General features: G+C 72.4%; 16 protein-coding genes. 10 read left to right on the top strand and 6 right to left on the bottom strand.

The annotated features are described in order from the left end of the window. Positions 1–63: 63 nt before the first annotated feature. Positions 64–921 carry a type I methionyl aminopeptidase gene (map, locus tag AC5677_RS11590; RefSeq protein ID WP_497194948.1) on the bottom strand — a complete coding sequence of 286 codons (858 nt, stop codon included), beginning with the start codon at positions 919–921 and terminating at the stop codon, positions 64–66. Positions 922–988: 67 nt separating this feature from the next. On the opposite strand from map, the gene AC5677_RS11585 reads away from it, so the two are divergent. Further along, positions 989–1243 (top strand): hypothetical protein, encoded by a 255-nt coding sequence (locus tag AC5677_RS11585; RefSeq protein WP_497194947.1) that lies wholly within the window; start codon positions 989–991, stop codon positions 1241–1243. Positions 1244–1249: 6 nt separating this feature from the next. Here AC5677_RS11585 and AC5677_RS11580 read toward each other — a convergent pair whose 3' ends face one another. Beyond that, positions 1250–1876 carry a hypothetical protein gene (locus tag AC5677_RS11580; protein ID WP_497194946.1) on the bottom strand — a complete coding sequence of 209 codons (627 nt, stop codon included), beginning with the start codon at positions 1874–1876 and terminating at the stop codon, positions 1250–1252. Between the two features lie 54 nt (positions 1877–1930). Continuing rightward, complete coding sequence (locus AC5677_RS11575; RefSeq protein ID WP_497194945.1) at positions 1931–2902, bottom strand: dihydrodipicolinate synthase family protein; 972 nt, start codon at positions 2900–2902, stop codon at positions 1931–1933. Between the two features lie 224 nt (positions 2903–3126). Between AC5677_RS11575 and AC5677_RS11570 the strand changes: the two genes are divergently transcribed. After that, positions 3127–3810 carry a FadR/GntR family transcriptional regulator gene (locus AC5677_RS11570; protein WP_497194944.1) on the top strand — a complete coding sequence of 228 codons (684 nt, stop codon included), beginning with the start codon at positions 3127–3129 and terminating at the stop codon, positions 3808–3810. 7 nt (positions 3811–3817) lie between these two features. On the opposite strand, the gene AC5677_RS11565 is transcribed toward AC5677_RS11570, so the two are convergent. Further along, positions 3818–4393, bottom strand: a complete 576-nt coding sequence (locus AC5677_RS11565) for a TetR/AcrR family transcriptional regulator (RefSeq protein WP_497194943.1) — start codon at positions 4391–4393, stop codon at positions 3818–3820. Positions 4394–4497: 104 nt separating this feature from the next. Between AC5677_RS11565 and AC5677_RS11560 the strand changes: the two genes are divergently transcribed. The 7 genes from AC5677_RS11560 to AC5677_RS11530 all read left to right on the top strand — a co-directional run bounded on the left by AC5677_RS11560 (position 4498) and on the right by AC5677_RS11530 (position 11007). Then, entirely contained in the window at positions 4498–4944 is a 447-nt protein-coding gene (locus AC5677_RS11560) for an anthrone oxygenase family protein (RefSeq protein WP_497194942.1), read from the top strand. Between the two features lie 247 nt (positions 4945–5191). Further along, entirely contained in the window at positions 5192–6289 is a 1098-nt protein-coding gene (locus AC5677_RS11555) for a sialidase family protein (protein WP_497194941.1), read from the top strand. Further along, on the top strand, positions 6286–7617 hold the full coding sequence (locus tag AC5677_RS11550; RefSeq protein WP_497194940.1) for an ABC transporter substrate-binding protein: 1332 nt from the start codon (positions 6286–6288) through the stop codon (positions 7615–7617). Before AC5677_RS11555 ends, AC5677_RS11550 begins: the two co-directional genes overlap by 4 nt. After that, positions 7614–8594, top strand: coding sequence for a carbohydrate ABC transporter permease (locus tag AC5677_RS11545; protein WP_497194939.1), 981 nt, complete (start codon positions 7614–7616; stop codon positions 8592–8594). Before AC5677_RS11550 ends, AC5677_RS11545 begins: the two co-directional genes overlap by 4 nt. Continuing rightward, entirely contained in the window at positions 8591–9451 is an 861-nt protein-coding gene (locus AC5677_RS11540) for a carbohydrate ABC transporter permease (RefSeq protein ID WP_497194938.1), read from the top strand. Before AC5677_RS11545 ends, AC5677_RS11540 begins: the two co-directional genes overlap by 4 nt. A 39-nt stretch (positions 9452–9490) precedes the next feature. Beyond that, on the top strand, positions 9491–10222 hold the full coding sequence (gene npdG, locus AC5677_RS11535) for an NADPH-dependent F420 reductase (RefSeq protein ID WP_497194937.1): 732 nt from the start codon (positions 9491–9493) through the stop codon (positions 10220–10222). 575 nt (positions 10223–10797) lie between these two features. Continuing rightward, a complete protein-coding gene (locus AC5677_RS11530) occupies positions 10798–11007 on the top strand; it encodes a hypothetical protein (RefSeq protein WP_497196587.1) in 210 nt (69 codons plus the stop codon). Positions 11008–11015: 8 nt separating this feature from the next. Here the strand turns inward: AC5677_RS11530 and AC5677_RS11525 are convergent, their stop codons facing one another. Next, positions 11016–11822 carry a site-2 protease family protein gene (locus tag AC5677_RS11525; protein ID WP_497194936.1) on the bottom strand — a complete coding sequence of 269 codons (807 nt, stop codon included), beginning with the start codon at positions 11820–11822 and terminating at the stop codon, positions 11016–11018. 446 nt (positions 11823–12268) lie between these two features. On the opposite strand from AC5677_RS11525, the gene AC5677_RS11520 reads away from it, so the two are divergent. Then, a complete protein-coding gene (locus AC5677_RS11520) occupies positions 12269–15745 on the top strand; it encodes an AfsR/SARP family transcriptional regulator (RefSeq protein ID WP_497194935.1) in 3477 nt (1158 codons plus the stop codon). A gap of 51 nt (positions 15746–15796) precedes the next feature. Here AC5677_RS11520 and AC5677_RS11515 read toward each other — a convergent pair whose 3' ends face one another. Beyond that, positions 15797–16627: an ABC transporter permease gene (locus AC5677_RS11515; protein WP_497194934.1), complete on the bottom strand. Its 831-nt coding sequence runs from the start codon at positions 16625–16627 to the stop codon at positions 15797–15799. Between the last annotated feature and the right edge of the window lie 45 nt (positions 16628–16672).

The following is a 16672-nucleotide window of genomic DNA, read 5'->3' as shown; positions in this document are numbered from 1 at the left end:
TGTCGGTAACCAGCGTACCCCTGTTCCCGACGCCCTGTCGGTAAAATTCGGCCCCTGCTTGCGTCAGGGAAGCGTGAGGATCTCCACCCCGGTCTCCGTCACCACCAGTGTGTGCTCGAACTGCGCGGTCCGCCTGCGGTCCTTGGTGACCACGGTCCAGCCGTCCTCCCACATGTCGTACTCGTGGGTGCCCAGCGTCAGCATCGGCTCGATGGTGAAGGTCATGCCGGGCTTGATGTCGGTGGTGTGGTGCGGGCTGTCGTAGTGCGGAACGATCAGGCCGGAGTGGAAGGCGGAGTTGATGCCGTGACCGGTGAAGTCGCGGACGACCCCGTAGCCGAAGCGCTTGGCGTACGACTCGATGACCCGGCCGATGATGTTGATCTGCCGGCCCGGCTTGACCGCCTTGATCGCACGGTTCAGCGCCTCGCGGGTGCGCTCCACCAGGAGGCGGGACTCCTCGTCCACCTCGCCGCACAGGTAGGTGGCGTTGTTGTCGCCGTGCACACCGTTGAGGTACGCGGTGACGTCCAGGTTCACGATGTCGCCGTCCTTGAGGACGGTGGAGTCGGGGATGCCGTGGCAGATGACCTCGTTGAGCGAGGAGCACAGGGACTTCGGGAAGCCGCGGTAGCCGAGCGTGGACGGGTAGGCGCCGTGGTCGCACATGAACTCATGGGCGACCCGGTCGAGTTCATCGGTCGTCACGCCCGGTGCGATGTGCTTGGCGGCCTCCGCCATCGCCTGCGCGGCGATCCGGCCGGCGATCCGCATCTTCTCGATCGTTTCGGCATCCTGCACCTCGGGCCCGGTGTACGGGGCGGGTGCGTCCTTCCCGACGTACTCCGGGCGCGGGATCGAGGCGGGGACGGGGCGGGTGGGGGAGATGCTCCCCGGGACAAGAAACGACTGGCCAGACATGCCAGCGAGTGTATCCGCGGGCCATCGGGCAGGATGGCGGGACGGGAGCGATCCACAGGAGGCGGCAATGGCGCTGTTCAAGAGGCGTACGGTCGGCAAGCCGGGCGAGTGGTACTACTGCCTGCGGCACCAGAAGGTCGAAGAGGGCCCCGAGTGCCGGGCCGCCGACCGCTTCGGCCCCTACGCCAGTCGCGAGGAAGCGGCGCACGCCATGGAGACGGCGCGCGAGCGCAACCTGGAGTGGGAGACCGACCCCAAGTGGCACGACAAGGGCGAGGGCCGGGGGGACGGCCAGGGGGAGCAGGGCGAGCAGACCTCGTAGGCCCGCTCACCACCGCGGCGGCGGTGGCGCCGTCAGCCCGTCGGCGAGGCGGGCCAGCCGGTCGCGGAAGCGGCGGCGGGGGGTGGTGCCCAACGGGGCGGGCACGCTGTTCTCCCCGGCGGCCGCGCTCACCAGATGCTGCAACGTGTCGAGGTCGAGGCCCTGGGCCACCTCGTCGGCGCGCTCCGGCGAGGTCAGCGCGTCATGGGCCAGGGCGTGCAGATCGCGGTCGCCGCCGTCCAGCGCGAGCACCGTCGCGCCGTTGCAGCGGGCGTCGTGCACCCGCTCCAGCAGCCCGTCGCCGGGCCGCTCCGGCGTGACGACCAGCAGCGTCGCGCCGCGCCCGGCGGCCTCCAGCCTGCCGAGCCCCACGGACAGATGCGCCGGTGCGCCGCCGGGCACGCGGTGCCGGACCAGGGTGGGCGACAGCTCCGGCAGGCCCGACCAGGCGGCTTCGTCGTCCAGGTGGGCGGCCAGATGCCAGGGCTCGTACCCGGCGCTGCCGACCAGCAGCAGGCCGCCGTCGTGCGCGGCGACCGAGGCGCGCAGCGATGCGGCGAAGCGGCGGGTGGACCGGAGCCACTCCGTCCCGGCGAGCACCTCGCGCAGCAGCGCGACCCGTACGGCATCCATGGGCCCGCATCCTGCCGCGGGCCGCCGCGCCCCGGTGGCCGTTCGCCCGTCGGGTCACCCGTACGGGACCTTCTCCGGCGCCAGCCCCACGGCGGTGAGCAGCCGTCCGACCTCGGCCACCGACTCCTCGCGCAGCGGGATCTGCGGGAAGGCGGTGGCGCCGTGGTCGATCACGCCGCGGAGCCACAGGGCCGTCTTGAAGGAGCCCAGCGCGGCGGAGCTGCGGCCCATCTCGTCCTCCGGGGCGACATCGGTGACGGAGAACAGCGCGACCAGGCGCTCCTGTTCGGCGGCCGCCCGCGCCCAGTCGCCGGCCCGCGCGGCCTCGTAGAGCCGTACATAGCCCGCCGGGTCGACGTTGCCGATGCCCGGTACGACGCCGTCGGCGCCCGCCAACAGGACGGCGTCCACGGTGAGTTCGGAGCCGGTGAGGACGGAGAAGGCGGGTGCGGGGCCGGTGCCGCGGCCGTTGCGGCCGCCGAGCGCGACGAGCAGACGGCGCAGCCCGGCCTCATCGCCGCTGCTGTCCTTGAGCCCGGCGAGCGTGCCGTCCTCGGCCAGCTCGCGGATCAGCGCGAGCGGCAGTCTGCGGTGCACGGCCATGGGGATGTCGTACGCGAAGAGGGGCAGCGCGGCGTCGGCGCGGAGGCGGCGGAAGTGGGCGGCGATCTCGCGCGGGTGGGTGCGGGTGTAGAAGGGCGCGGTGGCGACCAGGGCGTCGGCGCCCAGGACGGCGGCGGTCCGCGCATGGTCGAGGACGCGGGGCGTGGTGGTGTCGATGACTCCGGCGAGTACCGGGACCCGCCCGTCCGCGGCCTTGACGACGGTCTCCAGGGCGGTGGCGCGCTGGGCGTCGGTGAGGTAGGCGACCTCGCTGGTGGAGCCGAGCGCGAACAGCCCGTGGACGCCGCCGTTGACGAGGTGGGTCACCAAGCGGGAGAGGGAGACGGTGTCGACCTCGCCGTGCCGGTCGAGCGGGGTGCACACGGGCGGGATGACGCCGCGCAGCGGTGCGGGCAGTGCCATGAGGGCTCCAGCGGCTCCGGGGTGGCTCCCACGTCCCTTCCCCGGCCCTCTCCCGCGCCCGTTCCCGTCAGCGAGGCCGGCAAGGCGCAGGTGGCACGCGGGACATGGGAAGTCCTGTGTCGGGGTCACAATAGGCGCGTGCTCCGGCGCTCGGCCAAGGGACGCGCGGTCCTGCGGCCGAACGGGGCGGGGCGCGGCGGCCGCGGGAGAGGGAGAGTGACCACATGGCACACGGCACGACGGCGGAGGGCGCGCAGGCACGGATCAAGCAGCTCATCCTGCGGGACGGGCTGGCGCCGGGCGACCCGCTGCCCCCCGAGTCCGAACTGGTCCGCCTCCTCAACGTCAGCCGCAACTCGGTGCGCGAGGCGCTCAAGGCCCTGCAGGCCGTCAGCATCGTGGAGGTCCGGCACGGTTACGGCACCTACGTCGGCCCGCTCACCCTCGAACCGTTCGTCGAAGGCGTCGCCTTCCGCGCCGCGGTCGCCCACCGGCACGGCGAACCGGGCCTGTACGAGCTGATGGAGGTCCGCGAGGCGCTGGAGGCCGGGCTGATTCCCGCCGTCGCGCGCAGTCTGCCCGCCCAGGACCTCGCCGTCCTCAAGGACCTGGTGGCGCAGATGACGGCGGAGGCGCACGAGGGGCAGGTGCAGAGCAGCACCGACCGGGCGTTCCACCAGGCCCTGTACCGCTCGCTGGGCAATGTCCTGCTGGTCGAGGTGCTGGACGCGTTCTGGGTGGCGCTGCGGCAGGTGCGCGAGCACTGCGCGGACGGCAGCCAGGACCCGCAGGAGACGGCCCTTCGGCACCAGGCCATCGTCGAGGCGCTGGAGGCCGGCGACGGCGATCGGGCGGTGGCGGCGATGCACCGGCACTTCGACGGCATCCGCCGGCGGCTCGCCGAGTAACGCCCGGTCAGCGCCCCGCGAACCGGTCCACCAGGAGATCGAGTCGCCGCGGCCCCTCCGACGGCGGCAGGCGGCCCGAGCGCGTGAGCGCGACCAGGCCGTGCAGCGCCGACCAGAAGACCTCGACGAACAGGGCCGGTTCGGCGTCCCCCGCGACCTCGCCGAGCGTGCCGAGCAGCGCCTCGAAGGACTCGCGCAGCGGCGCGGGCGTCTCCGCGTCGGCGAACGCCAGGCCGGTGTCGAGGAGGAACATCGCGTCGTAGAGCGCGGGGTTGCGCTCGGCGAAGTCGACATACGCCCCCGCGAGCGCGGCCACCGCGGCCCGCCCCGCCGGCCCGTCCGCCACCGCGCGCCGGATCGCCGCCGTCAGCTCGGTGAAACCCTCCAGGGCCACCGCCCCCACGATCTCCCGCTTGCCGCGGAAATGGCTGTAGAGCACGGGCTGGCTGTACTCGATGCGCTCGGCCAGCTTGCGTGTGGTGACGGCGTCCCAGCCGTGGGACTCGGCGAGTTCGCGGGCCGTCGCGACGATCAGCCGGTGGCGGTGGGCCCGCTCGCGTTCCTTGCGTTCCTGTACTGACATCTCTCGATGCTAGCACCGCTAGACATTCGAGCGCTGCATTCGCTAGCATCGCACCACAACCTAGCGGCGCTAGAAAAAGTGCCCGCGGAGCCTCTGGAGGGGACATGCAGCACACACTGGCCATCGTCACGGTCGTGGTCGTCGGCATGCTGGTGGGCGTGGAGTTCGCGGTGGCGGTCTTCGTCAATCCGATCCTGGACCGGCTGCCGGACAACGGTGGCGTCGCGGCCCGCAGCGACGGAGCCCGGATCCTCGGCAAGGTGATGCCGTTCTGGTACATCGGCTCGGTCGTGCTCGGTGCCCTCCGGGCGGTTCTGGGGTGGGGCGACGCGGGGGCGGGGCTCATCGTCGCGGCCACCGGCCTGCTCGTCCTGAGCGTGCTGATGTCGATCGCGCTGCTCGTCCCGATCAACTCCCGCGCCGCCAAGTGGAACGACGAAGGCGTGCCGGCGGACTGGAAGCAGCAGCTCGGCCGCTGGGACCGGTTCCACTATGCGCGCGTCGCCGTCATCGTCGCGGCGTTCGTCCTGATGGTCGTCGAGCTGGCGTGACGCTCCCGGGGCCGGCTTCCGGCACAGGGCCCGCCCGGCCCGCGGTCCACGGACCGCGGCCGGGCCCGTCGGCCTGTCCCGGCGGGGCGTGCGCCGGCGGATCGTTCACCGCGATTTCACCCGGAGTCGAGTGTCGCTTTGCCGACACGAAAACGGGTCATGTCGGGTGCCTTGACGGTCAGTTGGGCCCTCTTTATGGTCACCGGACAGCGGACATCCTACGTCCGGCCGTTGGGGGTGACCCGTGGTGGACGAGCGCGACGAGAGTTCCGTGCCGTACCGCGCCGGGACCGAGGGGTATACGAGCTTCCGGATTCCGGCCGTGGTGCGGGCGCGCTCCGGTGCCGTACTGGCCTTCGCCGAGGGCCGCGTCACCTCGGCCTCCGACACCGGCGACATCGATGTCGTCCTCAAGCGCTCCTCCGACGGCGGCCGCACCTGGGGCCCGCTCCAGGTCCTCGCCCGCAACGGCACCGGAACGGCCGGCAACCCCGCCCCCGTCGTCCTCGCCACCGGCCGGGTGCTGCTCCTGCAGGTTCACAACGCCGCCGACGCCACCGAGGACCGCATCCGCCGCGGCCGGGTCCCGCCCGCCGACGGCCGCCGCGTCTGGATCCAGCACAGCGACGACGACGGCGCGCACTGGAGCCCGCCCCGCGAGATCACCGACCGGGCCAAGCGCCCCGAATGGCGGTGGTACGCCACCGGCCCCGGCCATGCGCTGCGGCTGCGCCACGGCCCGTACGCCGGACGCCTGGTCGTCCCCGCCAACCACTCCACCCCGCCGGCCGACCCGCAGGACACCGGCGCCGAGGCCCGCTACAACGGCGGGCACGCGCTGCTCAGCGACGACGACGGCGCCACCTGGCGGATCGGCTACACCGACGGCGACACCCACGCCTCGGTTGCACCCAACGAAACCACCGCCGCCGAACTCCCCGACGGCAGCCTCTACCTGAACACCCGGACCGAGACCGCCGCGGCCTGGCACCGCGCCGACGCCCGCTCGGCCGACGGCGGCGCACACCTCGACGCCCCCTTCCGCCCGCAGGCGGGCCTGGCCGGACCGGTCTGCCAGGGCAGCCTGCTCCACCTCCCCGACCGCGACGAACTGCTGTTCTCCGGGCCCGCCCACCCGGCCGCCCGCGCCCTGCTCACCCTCCGCACCAGCCGCGACCGCGGCCTGACCTGGCGGACCCTGCGTACCGTCTCCGGGCTGCCCGCGGCCTACTCCGACCTCGTACGGCTGGACCCGGCGAGCGTCGGACTGCTCTACGAAACCGGCGACTACAGCGCCTACTCGACGATCACCTTCCGCCGCATCCCCGTGGAGGAACCCGCATGACCAGCAAAGACCTGCACCGCAGATCGGTCCTTGGCGGGGCGGCCGCCGTCGCCGCCGGCTTCGCGCTCGCCGGCTGCGGCGACGGCGGCGACGGCGACCCCGCACCCAAGGAACGCAAGAAGGGCCAGAAGATCGATCTGACCTTCTGGTCCTGGGTACCCGGCATCGACAAGCCCGTCGACCTGTGGAACCGCAAGAACCCCGAGGTCCAGGTCAAGGTCGAGAAGGTGTCGGCCGTCGACGGCGAGCAGTACGCGAAGATGCACGCCGCCATCAAGGCGGGCAACCCGCCCGACCTCGGCCAGATCGAGTTCCCGGTGATCCCCAGCTTCCTCCTCGACAACGGCCTCCTCGATCTCGCCCCGCTCGGTGCCGCCCGCCACAAGGACAAGTTCTTCGGCTGGCAGTGGCAGCAGTCGGTGTTCGGCAAGGGCATCTACGCCATCCCCCAGGCGTCCGGCCCGATGGGCCTGTTCATCCGTCAGGACCTGTTCGAGAAGTGGGACGTCCACACGCCCACGACCTGGGACGAGTACGAGACGGCCGCCAAGGCGATCCGTAAGAAGGGCGCCTGGATCGAGACCTTCTCCGCCACCAACGGCAACCGCCTGGCCGGCCTCGCCTGGCAGGCGGGCGCCAAGTGGTACGCCACCCACGGCGACACCTGGATCATCAACGTCGACGACGAACCCACCCGCAAGGTCGTCGACTACTGGGAAGCCCTGGTCAAACAGAAGCTCATCAAGACCATCCCCGACCGGCAGAACGCCTGGTACAAGGACCTGCAGACCGGCGCCATCGCCGCCTGGGTGGGCGCCAGCTGGGGCGATGCGCTGCTGGTCGGCAACGCACCCGGCACCAAGGGGAAATGGCGGGCCGCGCCGCTGCCCCAGTGGAAGGCCGGGGCCGATGTCTTCGCCAACTGGGGCGGCTCGACCACCGCCGTCTTCGCCAAGGCCCACTACCCCAAGGACGCCCTGGACTTCGCCGTCTGGCTCAACACCGACCCCGAGTCCATCGCCCTGCTGATCGACGGCGGCTACGGCTTCCCCAGCGCCAAGAAGGGCTACGCCACCACCGACCTCGACGTCGACAAGCCGTTCTTCGGCGGCCAGGAGTACAGCAAGATCTTCGCCGCCGCCGGGGCGCACGTCGACACCAGCTGGCAGTGGGGACCCGGCGTCGACACCCTCTACCAGCGCCTGGGCGACGCCTTCACCGACGCGCTCGGCACCGGCGCCTCCTTCCGTTCCGTCCTGAAGAAGGTCCAGGGCCAGACCATCGCCGACCTCAAGGGCAAAGGCCTGAAGGTGGAGAGCGGAGCGTGAGCCGGGACACGCTCAGCCGTCCCGAGCCGGTCACTCCGTCAAAGGGCGACGCCCGGCGTCCCGCGCGCCGCGCCTCGCGCACCGAGGTCCGCAACGCCCGCGCCGCGGCCGGCTTCGTCCTGCCCTTCCTCGCCCTCTTCGCGCTCTGCTTCATCGCGCCGATCGTCTACGCCGTCCACCAGAGCCTGCACAAGACCGAACGCACCGGCCCGCTCGGCCTCGGCGGCCAGGAACACGAGGCGTTCGCCGGCCTCGCCAACTACGCGCATGCGCTCTCCGACGACCAGTTCCTGGCCGGATTCGGCCGGGTGCTGCTCTTCGGCGCCGTCCAGGTCCCGCTGATGATCGTGCTCGCCACCACCCTGGCACTGCTCCTGGAGAGCGCCTCCGCCCGCGGCATCCCCTTCTTCCGCAGCTCCTTCTTCCTCCCCTACGGCGTCCCCGGCGTGATCGCCTCGATCCTGTGGGGCTTCCTCTACGTCCCCGGCATCAGCCCGCTGGTGAAGATCGCCCAGTCCGTGGGCTGGGACGTGGACTTCCTCGCCCGCGGCACCGTCCTGTGGTCCATCGCCAACATCGTCACCTGGCAGTTCACCGGCTACAACATGCTGGTGCTGATCGCCCAGCTCAAGTCCGTGCCCGGCGAGCTGTACGAGGCGGCGCGGATCGACGGGGCCAACGCCTGGCAGGTCGCCCGGCACATCAAGATCCCGCTGATCCGCCCGGCACTCGTGCTGACCTGCGTCTTCAGCATCATCGGCACCCTCCAGCTGTTCGCCGAGCCCAAGGTGCTGCGCCCGCTCGCCTCGTCCATCGACACCGGCTTCACCCCCAACCTGCACGCCTACAGCGAGGCGTTCGTCGGCAACAACCAGCATGTGGCGGCGGCCGAGGCGGTGCTGCTCGCGCTGGTGGCGTGCGTACTGTCCTTCGGCTTCCTGCGGCTGGTCGGCGGGCGCAAGAAGGAGCGCGGATGACCCGGACCCTGACCCGGCCCCCGGTCCGCTACCGGATCATCACCGCATCGCTGCTGACCGTTGCCGCGCTCTACTTCCTGGTGCCGGTCTACTGGCTGATCGTCTCGTCCACCAAGTCCAGCGCCGACCTCTTCGGCACCTTCGGCTTCTGGTTCTCCGACCACCCGCGGCCGCTCGGCAACCTCGCCGACGTCCTCACCTACGACCACGGCATCTACGCCCGCTGGTTCGCCAACTCCCTGCTCTACGCCGGGATCGGCGCCGTCTGCGCGACCCTGCTGTCCGCCGCGGCCGGCTATGCGCTGGCCAAATTCCCCTTCCGCGGCCGGGAGGCGGTCTTCAACACCGTGCTCGCCGGGGTCCTCGTCCCGGGCACCGCGCTCGCCCTCCCGCTCTACTTCCTCTTCAGCGAACTGGGCCTGGCCAACACCTACTGGGCGGTCCTGATCCCCAGCATGGTCAGCCCGTTCGGCGTCTACCTCTGCCGGATCTACGCCGCCGCCGCGGTGCCCGACTCGCTCCTGGAGGCGGCCCGGATCGACGGCGCGGGCGAGGCGCGGATCTTCGGCCGGCTGGGACTGCGGATGATGACTCCGGCGCTGGTCACCGTCTTCCTGTTCCAGTTCGTGCACATCTGGAACAACTACTTCCTGCCGCTGGTGATGCTCGCCGACTCCGACCTCTATCCGATCCAGCTGGGCCTGACCTCCTGGACCGGCTTCGCCGACCGCAAACCGGTGCTCTACCAGTACACGGTGGGCGGGGCGTTCCTGTCCGTGGTGCCGCTGATGGTGCTGATGCTGGTGCTCCAGCGGTACTGGCGTGCGGGGCTGACCGAGGGCAGCGTGAAGGCATGACCCGGTCCTCCGCGGCAATGGCGTGACAGTATCGCTGTCATGACTACTCCTGACGCTGCCCAGTCCCCGAACGCCGCGACCCGAGCGAAGGCCGCCCTCAAGCGCGACCCCTGGGACCTCCCGGACGTCTCCGGCCTCGTCGTCGGCGTCCTCGGCGGCACCGGTGACCAGGGACGCGGCCTGGCCTACCGGTTCGCCCAGGCCGGCCAGAAGGTGATCATCGGCTCCCGGGCGGCCGAGCGCGCCCAGGCCGCCGCGGACGAACTCGGCCTCGGAATCGAGGGCGCGGCCAACGCCGAGTGCGCCCGGCGCAGCGATGTGGTGATCGTCGCCGTGCCGTGGGACGGCCACGCCAAGACCCTTGAGGCGCTGCGCGAGGAGCTGGCCGGCAAGCTCGTCATCGACTGCGTCAACCCGCTCGGCTTCGACAAGCGGGGCGCCTACGCGCTCAAGCCGGAGGAGGGCAGCGCGGCCGAGCAGGCCGCGGCCCTGCTGCCCGACTCCCGGGTCACCGCCGCCTTCCACCACCTGTCCGCGGTGCTGCTGCAGGACCCCGAAACGGAGCGGATCGACACCGATGTGATGGTCCTGGGCGAGTCCCGCGCCGACACCGACGTGGTCCAGGCGCTGGCCGCCCGCATCCCCGGGATGCGCGGCGTCTTCGCCGGACGCCTGCGCAACGCCCACCAGGTCGAGTCGCTGGTCGCCAACCTGATCTCGGCCAACATCCGCTACAAGGCGCACGCGGGGCTGCGGATCACGGACGTGTGACCCCTTCGCTGCGCTTTGCCTGGGCCGTACGTTGTCGGCTGTCCCGCCGTGGGTGGTTTGTCGCCGTTGCGCCTGCGCGGCGGGCGTGGGTTTGTCGGGTGCGGTGCCACCCCTCCGGACTTCGTCCTGCGGGGTGGCCCCTCCCGTGGGTGGGTGGAGTCTCGTGGGGGCGGGCGTCTCGTGTCGGGTGCAGGTGATTGCGTCCACTAGGTGCACCTGACCACCGACGCATACCCCCACCGTCTTCTCCCACCCCCAACGGGGAGGGGGCGGGCCGCAGGACGGAGTCCGGAGGCCCGGTCCCGTAGCCGAACAGCCCCGCGCAAGCGGCACCGCCCGCCGCAGGCGCAACGGCGGCAAACCCCTACGGCGGGCAAGCCGAAAACGTCGGCCCAGGCAAAGCGCAGCGAACGGGCCGCAGGCGCAACGGCGACGAACCCCTACGGCGGGGAAGCCGACAACGTGGGGCCCAGGCAAAGCGCAGCGGACCGGCCCAGGCGAAGCCTCCCGGACCGGATGGGGGACACTGGGGCGGAATGCCCGAAGCCGCTGACCTCTCCCAGGAGACGACCCCCATGCCCCGCCTGCTTCCCTCCGGCCCGTCCCGGCGACTCGCTCTCATGGCCATCGCCCTGTGCGTCCTCGCCGTCGCCGCGGCCGTCATCTCCTTCGTGAACGGCAGCTTCGTCGGCATCGTCTGGGTCCTGATGGCCGGTATCTCCAGCAACATGGCGTGGTTCTACGTGCGCAAGGCGAAGCTGGAGGGGCAGGCGGCGGCCGGCTGAGGCCGCCCCTAGAGGCTTCCGCCGCCCGACAGCGCCTGCGGCTCGTCCTGCCAGAACCGGAAGAGCTCCTGGCCCTGGTACGTGTCCCAGTCCGTCACGCCCAGGGCGCGCAGAACCGTGTCGACCAGGCCGAAGAACACATGGTTGATCTCCGGCACCCACAGCAGGCCGAACACCGCCAGCAGCCCGAACGGTGCGATCGGCTCCACCTGGCGCCGTATCTTCAGCGACAGCCACGGCTCGATCACGCCGTAGCCGTCCAGGCCGGGCACCGGCACAAAGTTCAAGATCGCGGCGGTGACCTGGAGCAGCGCCAGGAACGCCAGGGCGTAGCGGAACGGCTCGGGCACACCGTCCAGGGCGTGCAGCCAGAACGGCGCGGTGCACACCGCCGCGAACAGGATGTTCGTCAGCGGTCCGGCCGCCGAGATCAGGCTGTGCCGCCAGCGGCCCCGGATCCGGCCGCGCTCGATGAACACCGCGCCGCCGGGCAGCCCGATCCCGCCCATGATCACAAAGATCACCGGCAGCACGATGCTCAGCAGGGCGTGGGTGTACTTGAGCGGGTTCAGCGTCAGGTAGCCCTTGGCGCCCACCGAGATGTCGCCGCTGTGCAGCGCGGTGCGGGCGTGCGCGTACTCGTGCAGGCACAGGGACACCACCCAGCCGGACACCACGAACAAGAAGACCGCGAACCGGGTGTCGGCGGCTATGGTCCCGCTCCACACCGCCCATCCCGATACGGCCATGACGGCGACGAGCGCGAGGAAGACCGGGCTGATGCGCCGGTCGGCCCGCTGGAGGGCTGTGGTCATGTGGCGTGCTCTCCCCGAGGTGGCGTGGTCGGCAGCCATGACCGTAACCGCCGCACGGCTGTTTCCGCACGGTCCCCGGCGGCGGCCGTTCGCGGCGGAGCGCCCGGCGCGGCCGGTGGCGGCCCGTCCTCGCTGCCGGTGACCTTGTAGGTCGGTGACCTTGTAAGGGCGGTGGCCTGGTAAGGCGGTGACCTGGTAAGGCGGTGACCTGGTCTGGTAAGGAAAACACCGCGCGGTATCCGCCGGTTTCCGGGCACAGTGGACCTCGGGGAAATATCAGGGGGCGGGCCTCGCCGTATCGGGGACGCCTCGGGGGCTCCTCAGGGGGCATGCGGGGGATCATCAGGGATGCAGCCGGCACATCGGCGAGTTTTCGGGGGACCGTTCAGGAATGCGAGAGGCGTGAGCGCAGGGTGAGCGGCGCGGCCGTGCAGGACAATGGGCCGGTGCGCTACGGAATTCTCGGCACCACGCAGGCCGGCCGGGCCGACGGGACCCCCGTCGCCCTCGGCGGCGCACGGCTGCGCGCCCTGCTCGCCGCCCTGGCGCTGCGCCCCGGCCGGGCGCTCTCCCCGGATCTGCTGATCGCCGACGTCTGGGGCGCGGCGCCGCCCGCCGACGCCGCCGGTGCCCTGCAGGCCCTCGTCGGCCGGCTGCGCCGGGCCCTGGGCCACGCCGCCGTCGCCTCGGCCGACGGCGGCTACCGTCTGTGCGCCGAGCCCGACACCGTCGATCTGCACCGCTTCGAACGGCTGGCCACGGACGGCGGCCGGGCGCTCGCCGAGGCGGACCCGGCCCGCGCCGCCGCCCTCCTCGACGAGGCGCTGGCCCTCTGGCGCGGCCCGGCGCTGGCCGATCTGCCCGAGCCGGGCGTCGAGGCGGCCCGCGCCGAGAACCGCCGCCTGGACGCCCAGTGCGACCGCCTCGCCGCCGACCTCGCCCTGCACCGCCCGGAGCGGGCGCTGCCCACGCTGGCCGCGCTCTGCCGGGACCACCCCCTGAACGAACCCCTCCAGGCTCTGCGGCTGCGCGCGCTGCGTGCCGCCGGGCGCGGTGCCGAGGCGCTCGCCGCCTACGAGGAGATACGCACCGGCCTCGCCGACCGCCTCGGCACCGACCCGGGCCCCGAGCTGCGCGCCCTGCACGCCGAGCTGCTGCGCCCGGCGCCGCCCGCAACGCCCGCCCCGTCCCCTGGCACGGCCCCGGACCCGGACCCCGGCACGGCCCCGGACCCCGTACGCCCCGTGGCGGCCCGCCGCCCTGGCAACCTCCGCGCCCGCCTCACCTCCTTCGTGGGCCGCGACGCCGACATCGCGGCGCTCCGCGCCGACCTCGCCGCGCACCGCCTGGTGACCCTGCTGGGACCCGGCGGCGCCGGCAAGACCCGCCTCTCGCAGGAGGGCGCCGAAAGCGCCGCGGCCGCCGCGCCGGACGCCTGGCCGCACGGCGTCTGGCTGGCGGAGCTGGCGCCGGTCGACGATCCGGCGACGGTGCCCGAGGCGGTGCTCACCGCGCTCGGCGCCCGCGAGACCGTCGTCCGCGGCACCGCCGCCGAGGGACTGCGCGCGGCCGGCGACCCCACGGCGCTGGACCCGCTCGCCCGGCTCGTCGAGCAGTGCGCGGGCCGTCGGATGCTGCTGGTCCTCGACAACTGCGAGCATGTGATCGGCGCCGCCGCCGAACTCGCCGAGCGGCTGCTCGCCGCCTGCCCCGGCGTCACGGTCCTGGCCACCAGCCGCGAGCCGCTGGCCGTACCGGGCGAGGTGCTGCGGCCGGTCGAGCCGCTGCCCGACCCGGTGGCGCTGCGGCTGCTCGCCGACCGCGGGGCCGCCGCCCGCCCCGGCTTCCGGACCGACGCCGACGAGGACACCGCGGCGGCCTGCGCCGAGATCTGCCGCCGCCTGGACGGACTGCCGCTGGCCATCGAACTCGCCGCCGCCCGGCTGCGGATGCTCTCCCCGCGGGGGATCGCCGACCGCCTCGACGACCGCTTCCGGCTGCTGACCAGCGGCAGCCGTACGCTCCTGCCCCGCCAGCAGACGCTGCGCGCCGTCGTGGACTGGTCCTGGGAGCTGACCGACGCCTCCGAGCGGGCGGTGCTGCGCCGGCTGTCCGTCTTCGCCGGCGGCTGCGATCTGGCCGCCGCCGAGCAGGTGTGCGCGGGCGACGGCGTCGACGGCCGCGATGTGGCCGCGCTGCTCGGCTCGCTGATCGACAAGTCGCTGGTGGTGGCCGCGCCCGTCGGCCAGGTGCGCGGCGTCGGCCGCTCCGGTGACGGTGGTCTCCTCTGCGCAGGGGGGTCCCCCCGCTCGAACGAAGGGGAGGAGGCAGCAGCCGAGAGCGCGGGGAACGGCGCGTACACCGGAGCGATGCGCTACCGGCTGCTGGAGACGGTGGCGGAGTATGCGGGCGAGCGGCTGGACGAGGCCGGTGAACGGGCCGCGGTCGAGCGCCGTCATCTGGTCACCTACCGCGAACTGGCCCGCACCACCGACCCGTTGCTGCGCGCGCCCGGCCAGCGCGCCGCGATGGACCGCCTGGAGCTGGAACACGACAATCTGCGCACCGCGCTGCGCCGCGCCGTCGCCGCCCGCGACGAACACGAGGCGCTGTGCCTGGTGCTGTCCCTGCACTGGTTCTGGTCGCTGCGCGACCACCTCAGCGACGCGCGCCACTGGGCGCAGGCGGCCGGGGCGCTCGGCCCCAACCCCTTCCTGCCACCGCTCGTCGACACCCCCGACCTCTTCGAGCGGCCCATCGACAAGCCGCCGCCCATGGATCCCGAGCAGCTCGTGGAGGCCCGCCGCGGGGCCCGGCTGGTGTCGCTCTCCTGCCAGGAGAGCGACATCGAGGCGCTGCGCAGCCCTCAGATGCGGGAGGAGCTGGCGGGGATCATCACCGCCTACCGCAGCGGGATGCCGCAGACCTGCCGGATGCCGGGCCTCCTGTGGTACTTCGCGGTACTGATCTCCGGCCGGTTCGAGCAGTTGACGGAACTGGTCGACAGCGCGGTGCGGACCAGCCGTGACCTCGGTGACGACTGGAATCTGGCCTACGTCCTGCAGCTGCGTTCCAAGGTCCTCAACGACCGCGCGAACGGCCTGGAACAGGCGATGACCGACGCCGACGAGGCCCTGCGGATCTTCGTCCGGATCGGCGATGCCTGGGGCGCCGCCGAGGCGCTGTCCGGGCGCGGCGAATCCCGGGAGAAACGCGGCGAGTACGCGCTCGCGGCGGAGGACTACCGGGCGGCGATGGCCTACGCCGAGGATCTGGGCGCGCACGGACAGACGATGATGCTGCGCGCCCGGCTCGGCGGCGTCCTGCTGGAGGAGGGCCAGGCACGGGCGGGGGAGCGGCTGCTGCGCGCGGTCATGGCGGAGAGCACGGAGGTCAGCAGCGGCCGCGACGCCGAGCCGTTCGCGCGCATCACGCTGGCGACGCATCTGGCCGTGCAGGGCCGTACGGCCGAGGCCCGCGCGGAGCTGGAGACGGTGCGCGAGACATTCGGCCCGCGCGCACCGGAGCTGTTCGTCGGGCTCCTGGAGACGTCGCTGGTCGCGCTGGACGTCGAGGAGGGGCACGACGGGGCGGAGCTGCTGGTGCGGTTCCGGGCGGCGCTGGAGATGACCCGCGACGAGCTGGCGCAGATGGTCGCGCCGGATCTGCCGGTGATCCAACTCCTCACCGGCGCACGGGTGGTGATGGCCGTACGCGGCGAGCGCGGCGCCCAGGACGCGGCCCGTCTGGTGGGGGCCTACGACGCGCTGCGGTCGGTCTCGCACGCCCCGACCCTGGTCGTACGGAGGGACCGCAGGCGGACGGAGGCGGCCGCGCGGGCGCTGCTGGGCGACGCGGCCTTTGAGCGCGGGTACGCCGAAGGCGATGGCCTCCGGATCGAGGAGGCCATCGCCCTCATCTGACGCGAGCCGGGCGAGGACTGCCCCGCGGGGAGGCCCCCCGCGGGGCGTGCGTCAGGTCTTGCTGCGGAACTTCGCTATCGCCAGCGGCATGGTGATGGCCGTGATGGCGACCGCCCAGCCGAGGGTGATCAGCGCCGGGTGCGCGACGGCACCGTCCGCGTTGATCAGGGCGCGGGCCGCGTCCGCGAGGTTGGAGAGCGGGTTGACCTGCGTGAAGTCCTTCAGCCAGTCGGGCATCTTCGTCGTCGGCGTGAAGATCGACGAGCCGAACTGCAGCGGCATCAGCACCAGCATCGCCATGCCCTGCACCGCCTGCGGGGTCTTCACGCTGAGCCCCAGCAGGATGAAGATCCACATCAGGGCGGCGCCGAAGGCCGTGGACAGTGCGACCGCGCCGAGGAACGCGAGCAGGCTGCCCTTGATCTCCAGGCCCAGCAGGAAGCCCATGCCGAGCAGGATCGAAGTGGCGATCAGCATCCGGCCGATCTCGACGACGATCTTGGCTATCAGGACCGAGGACCGGGCTATCGGCATGGTCCGGAAGCGGTCCATGACGCCCTTGCGGAAGTCCTCGTTGACGCCCGTGCCCACCGCCATGGCGATGTTCAGGCCCATCATCGCCATCAGTCCGGGCACCAGATGCTGGACGTAGTCGTGCTGATGGTTCTTGCCGGCGATGGCGCCACCGAAGACGTAGGTGAACAGCAGGGTGAAGATGACGGGCATCAGCAGCACGTCCATCATCGACTCGGGGTCCTGCTTGATCTGCAGGGCGTTGCGGCGCACCAGCGCCCCGATGTGCCGCAGATTGGCGCGCAGGCCGATCCGGCCCTCGTCGGCGCCCGGCTTCACGGCCGGTGCCGTCAGTGTGGCCGCACTCATGCCGATACCTCGCTTCGCTCGGCCCCGCATTCGCGCGGCGCGCAC

The sequence above is a fragment of the Streptomyces sp. JLSY215 genome, assembly GCF_059682825.1.
Note: the sequence above shows the minus strand (reverse complement) of the source record. Positions and strands in the feature narration are given on the sequence as shown.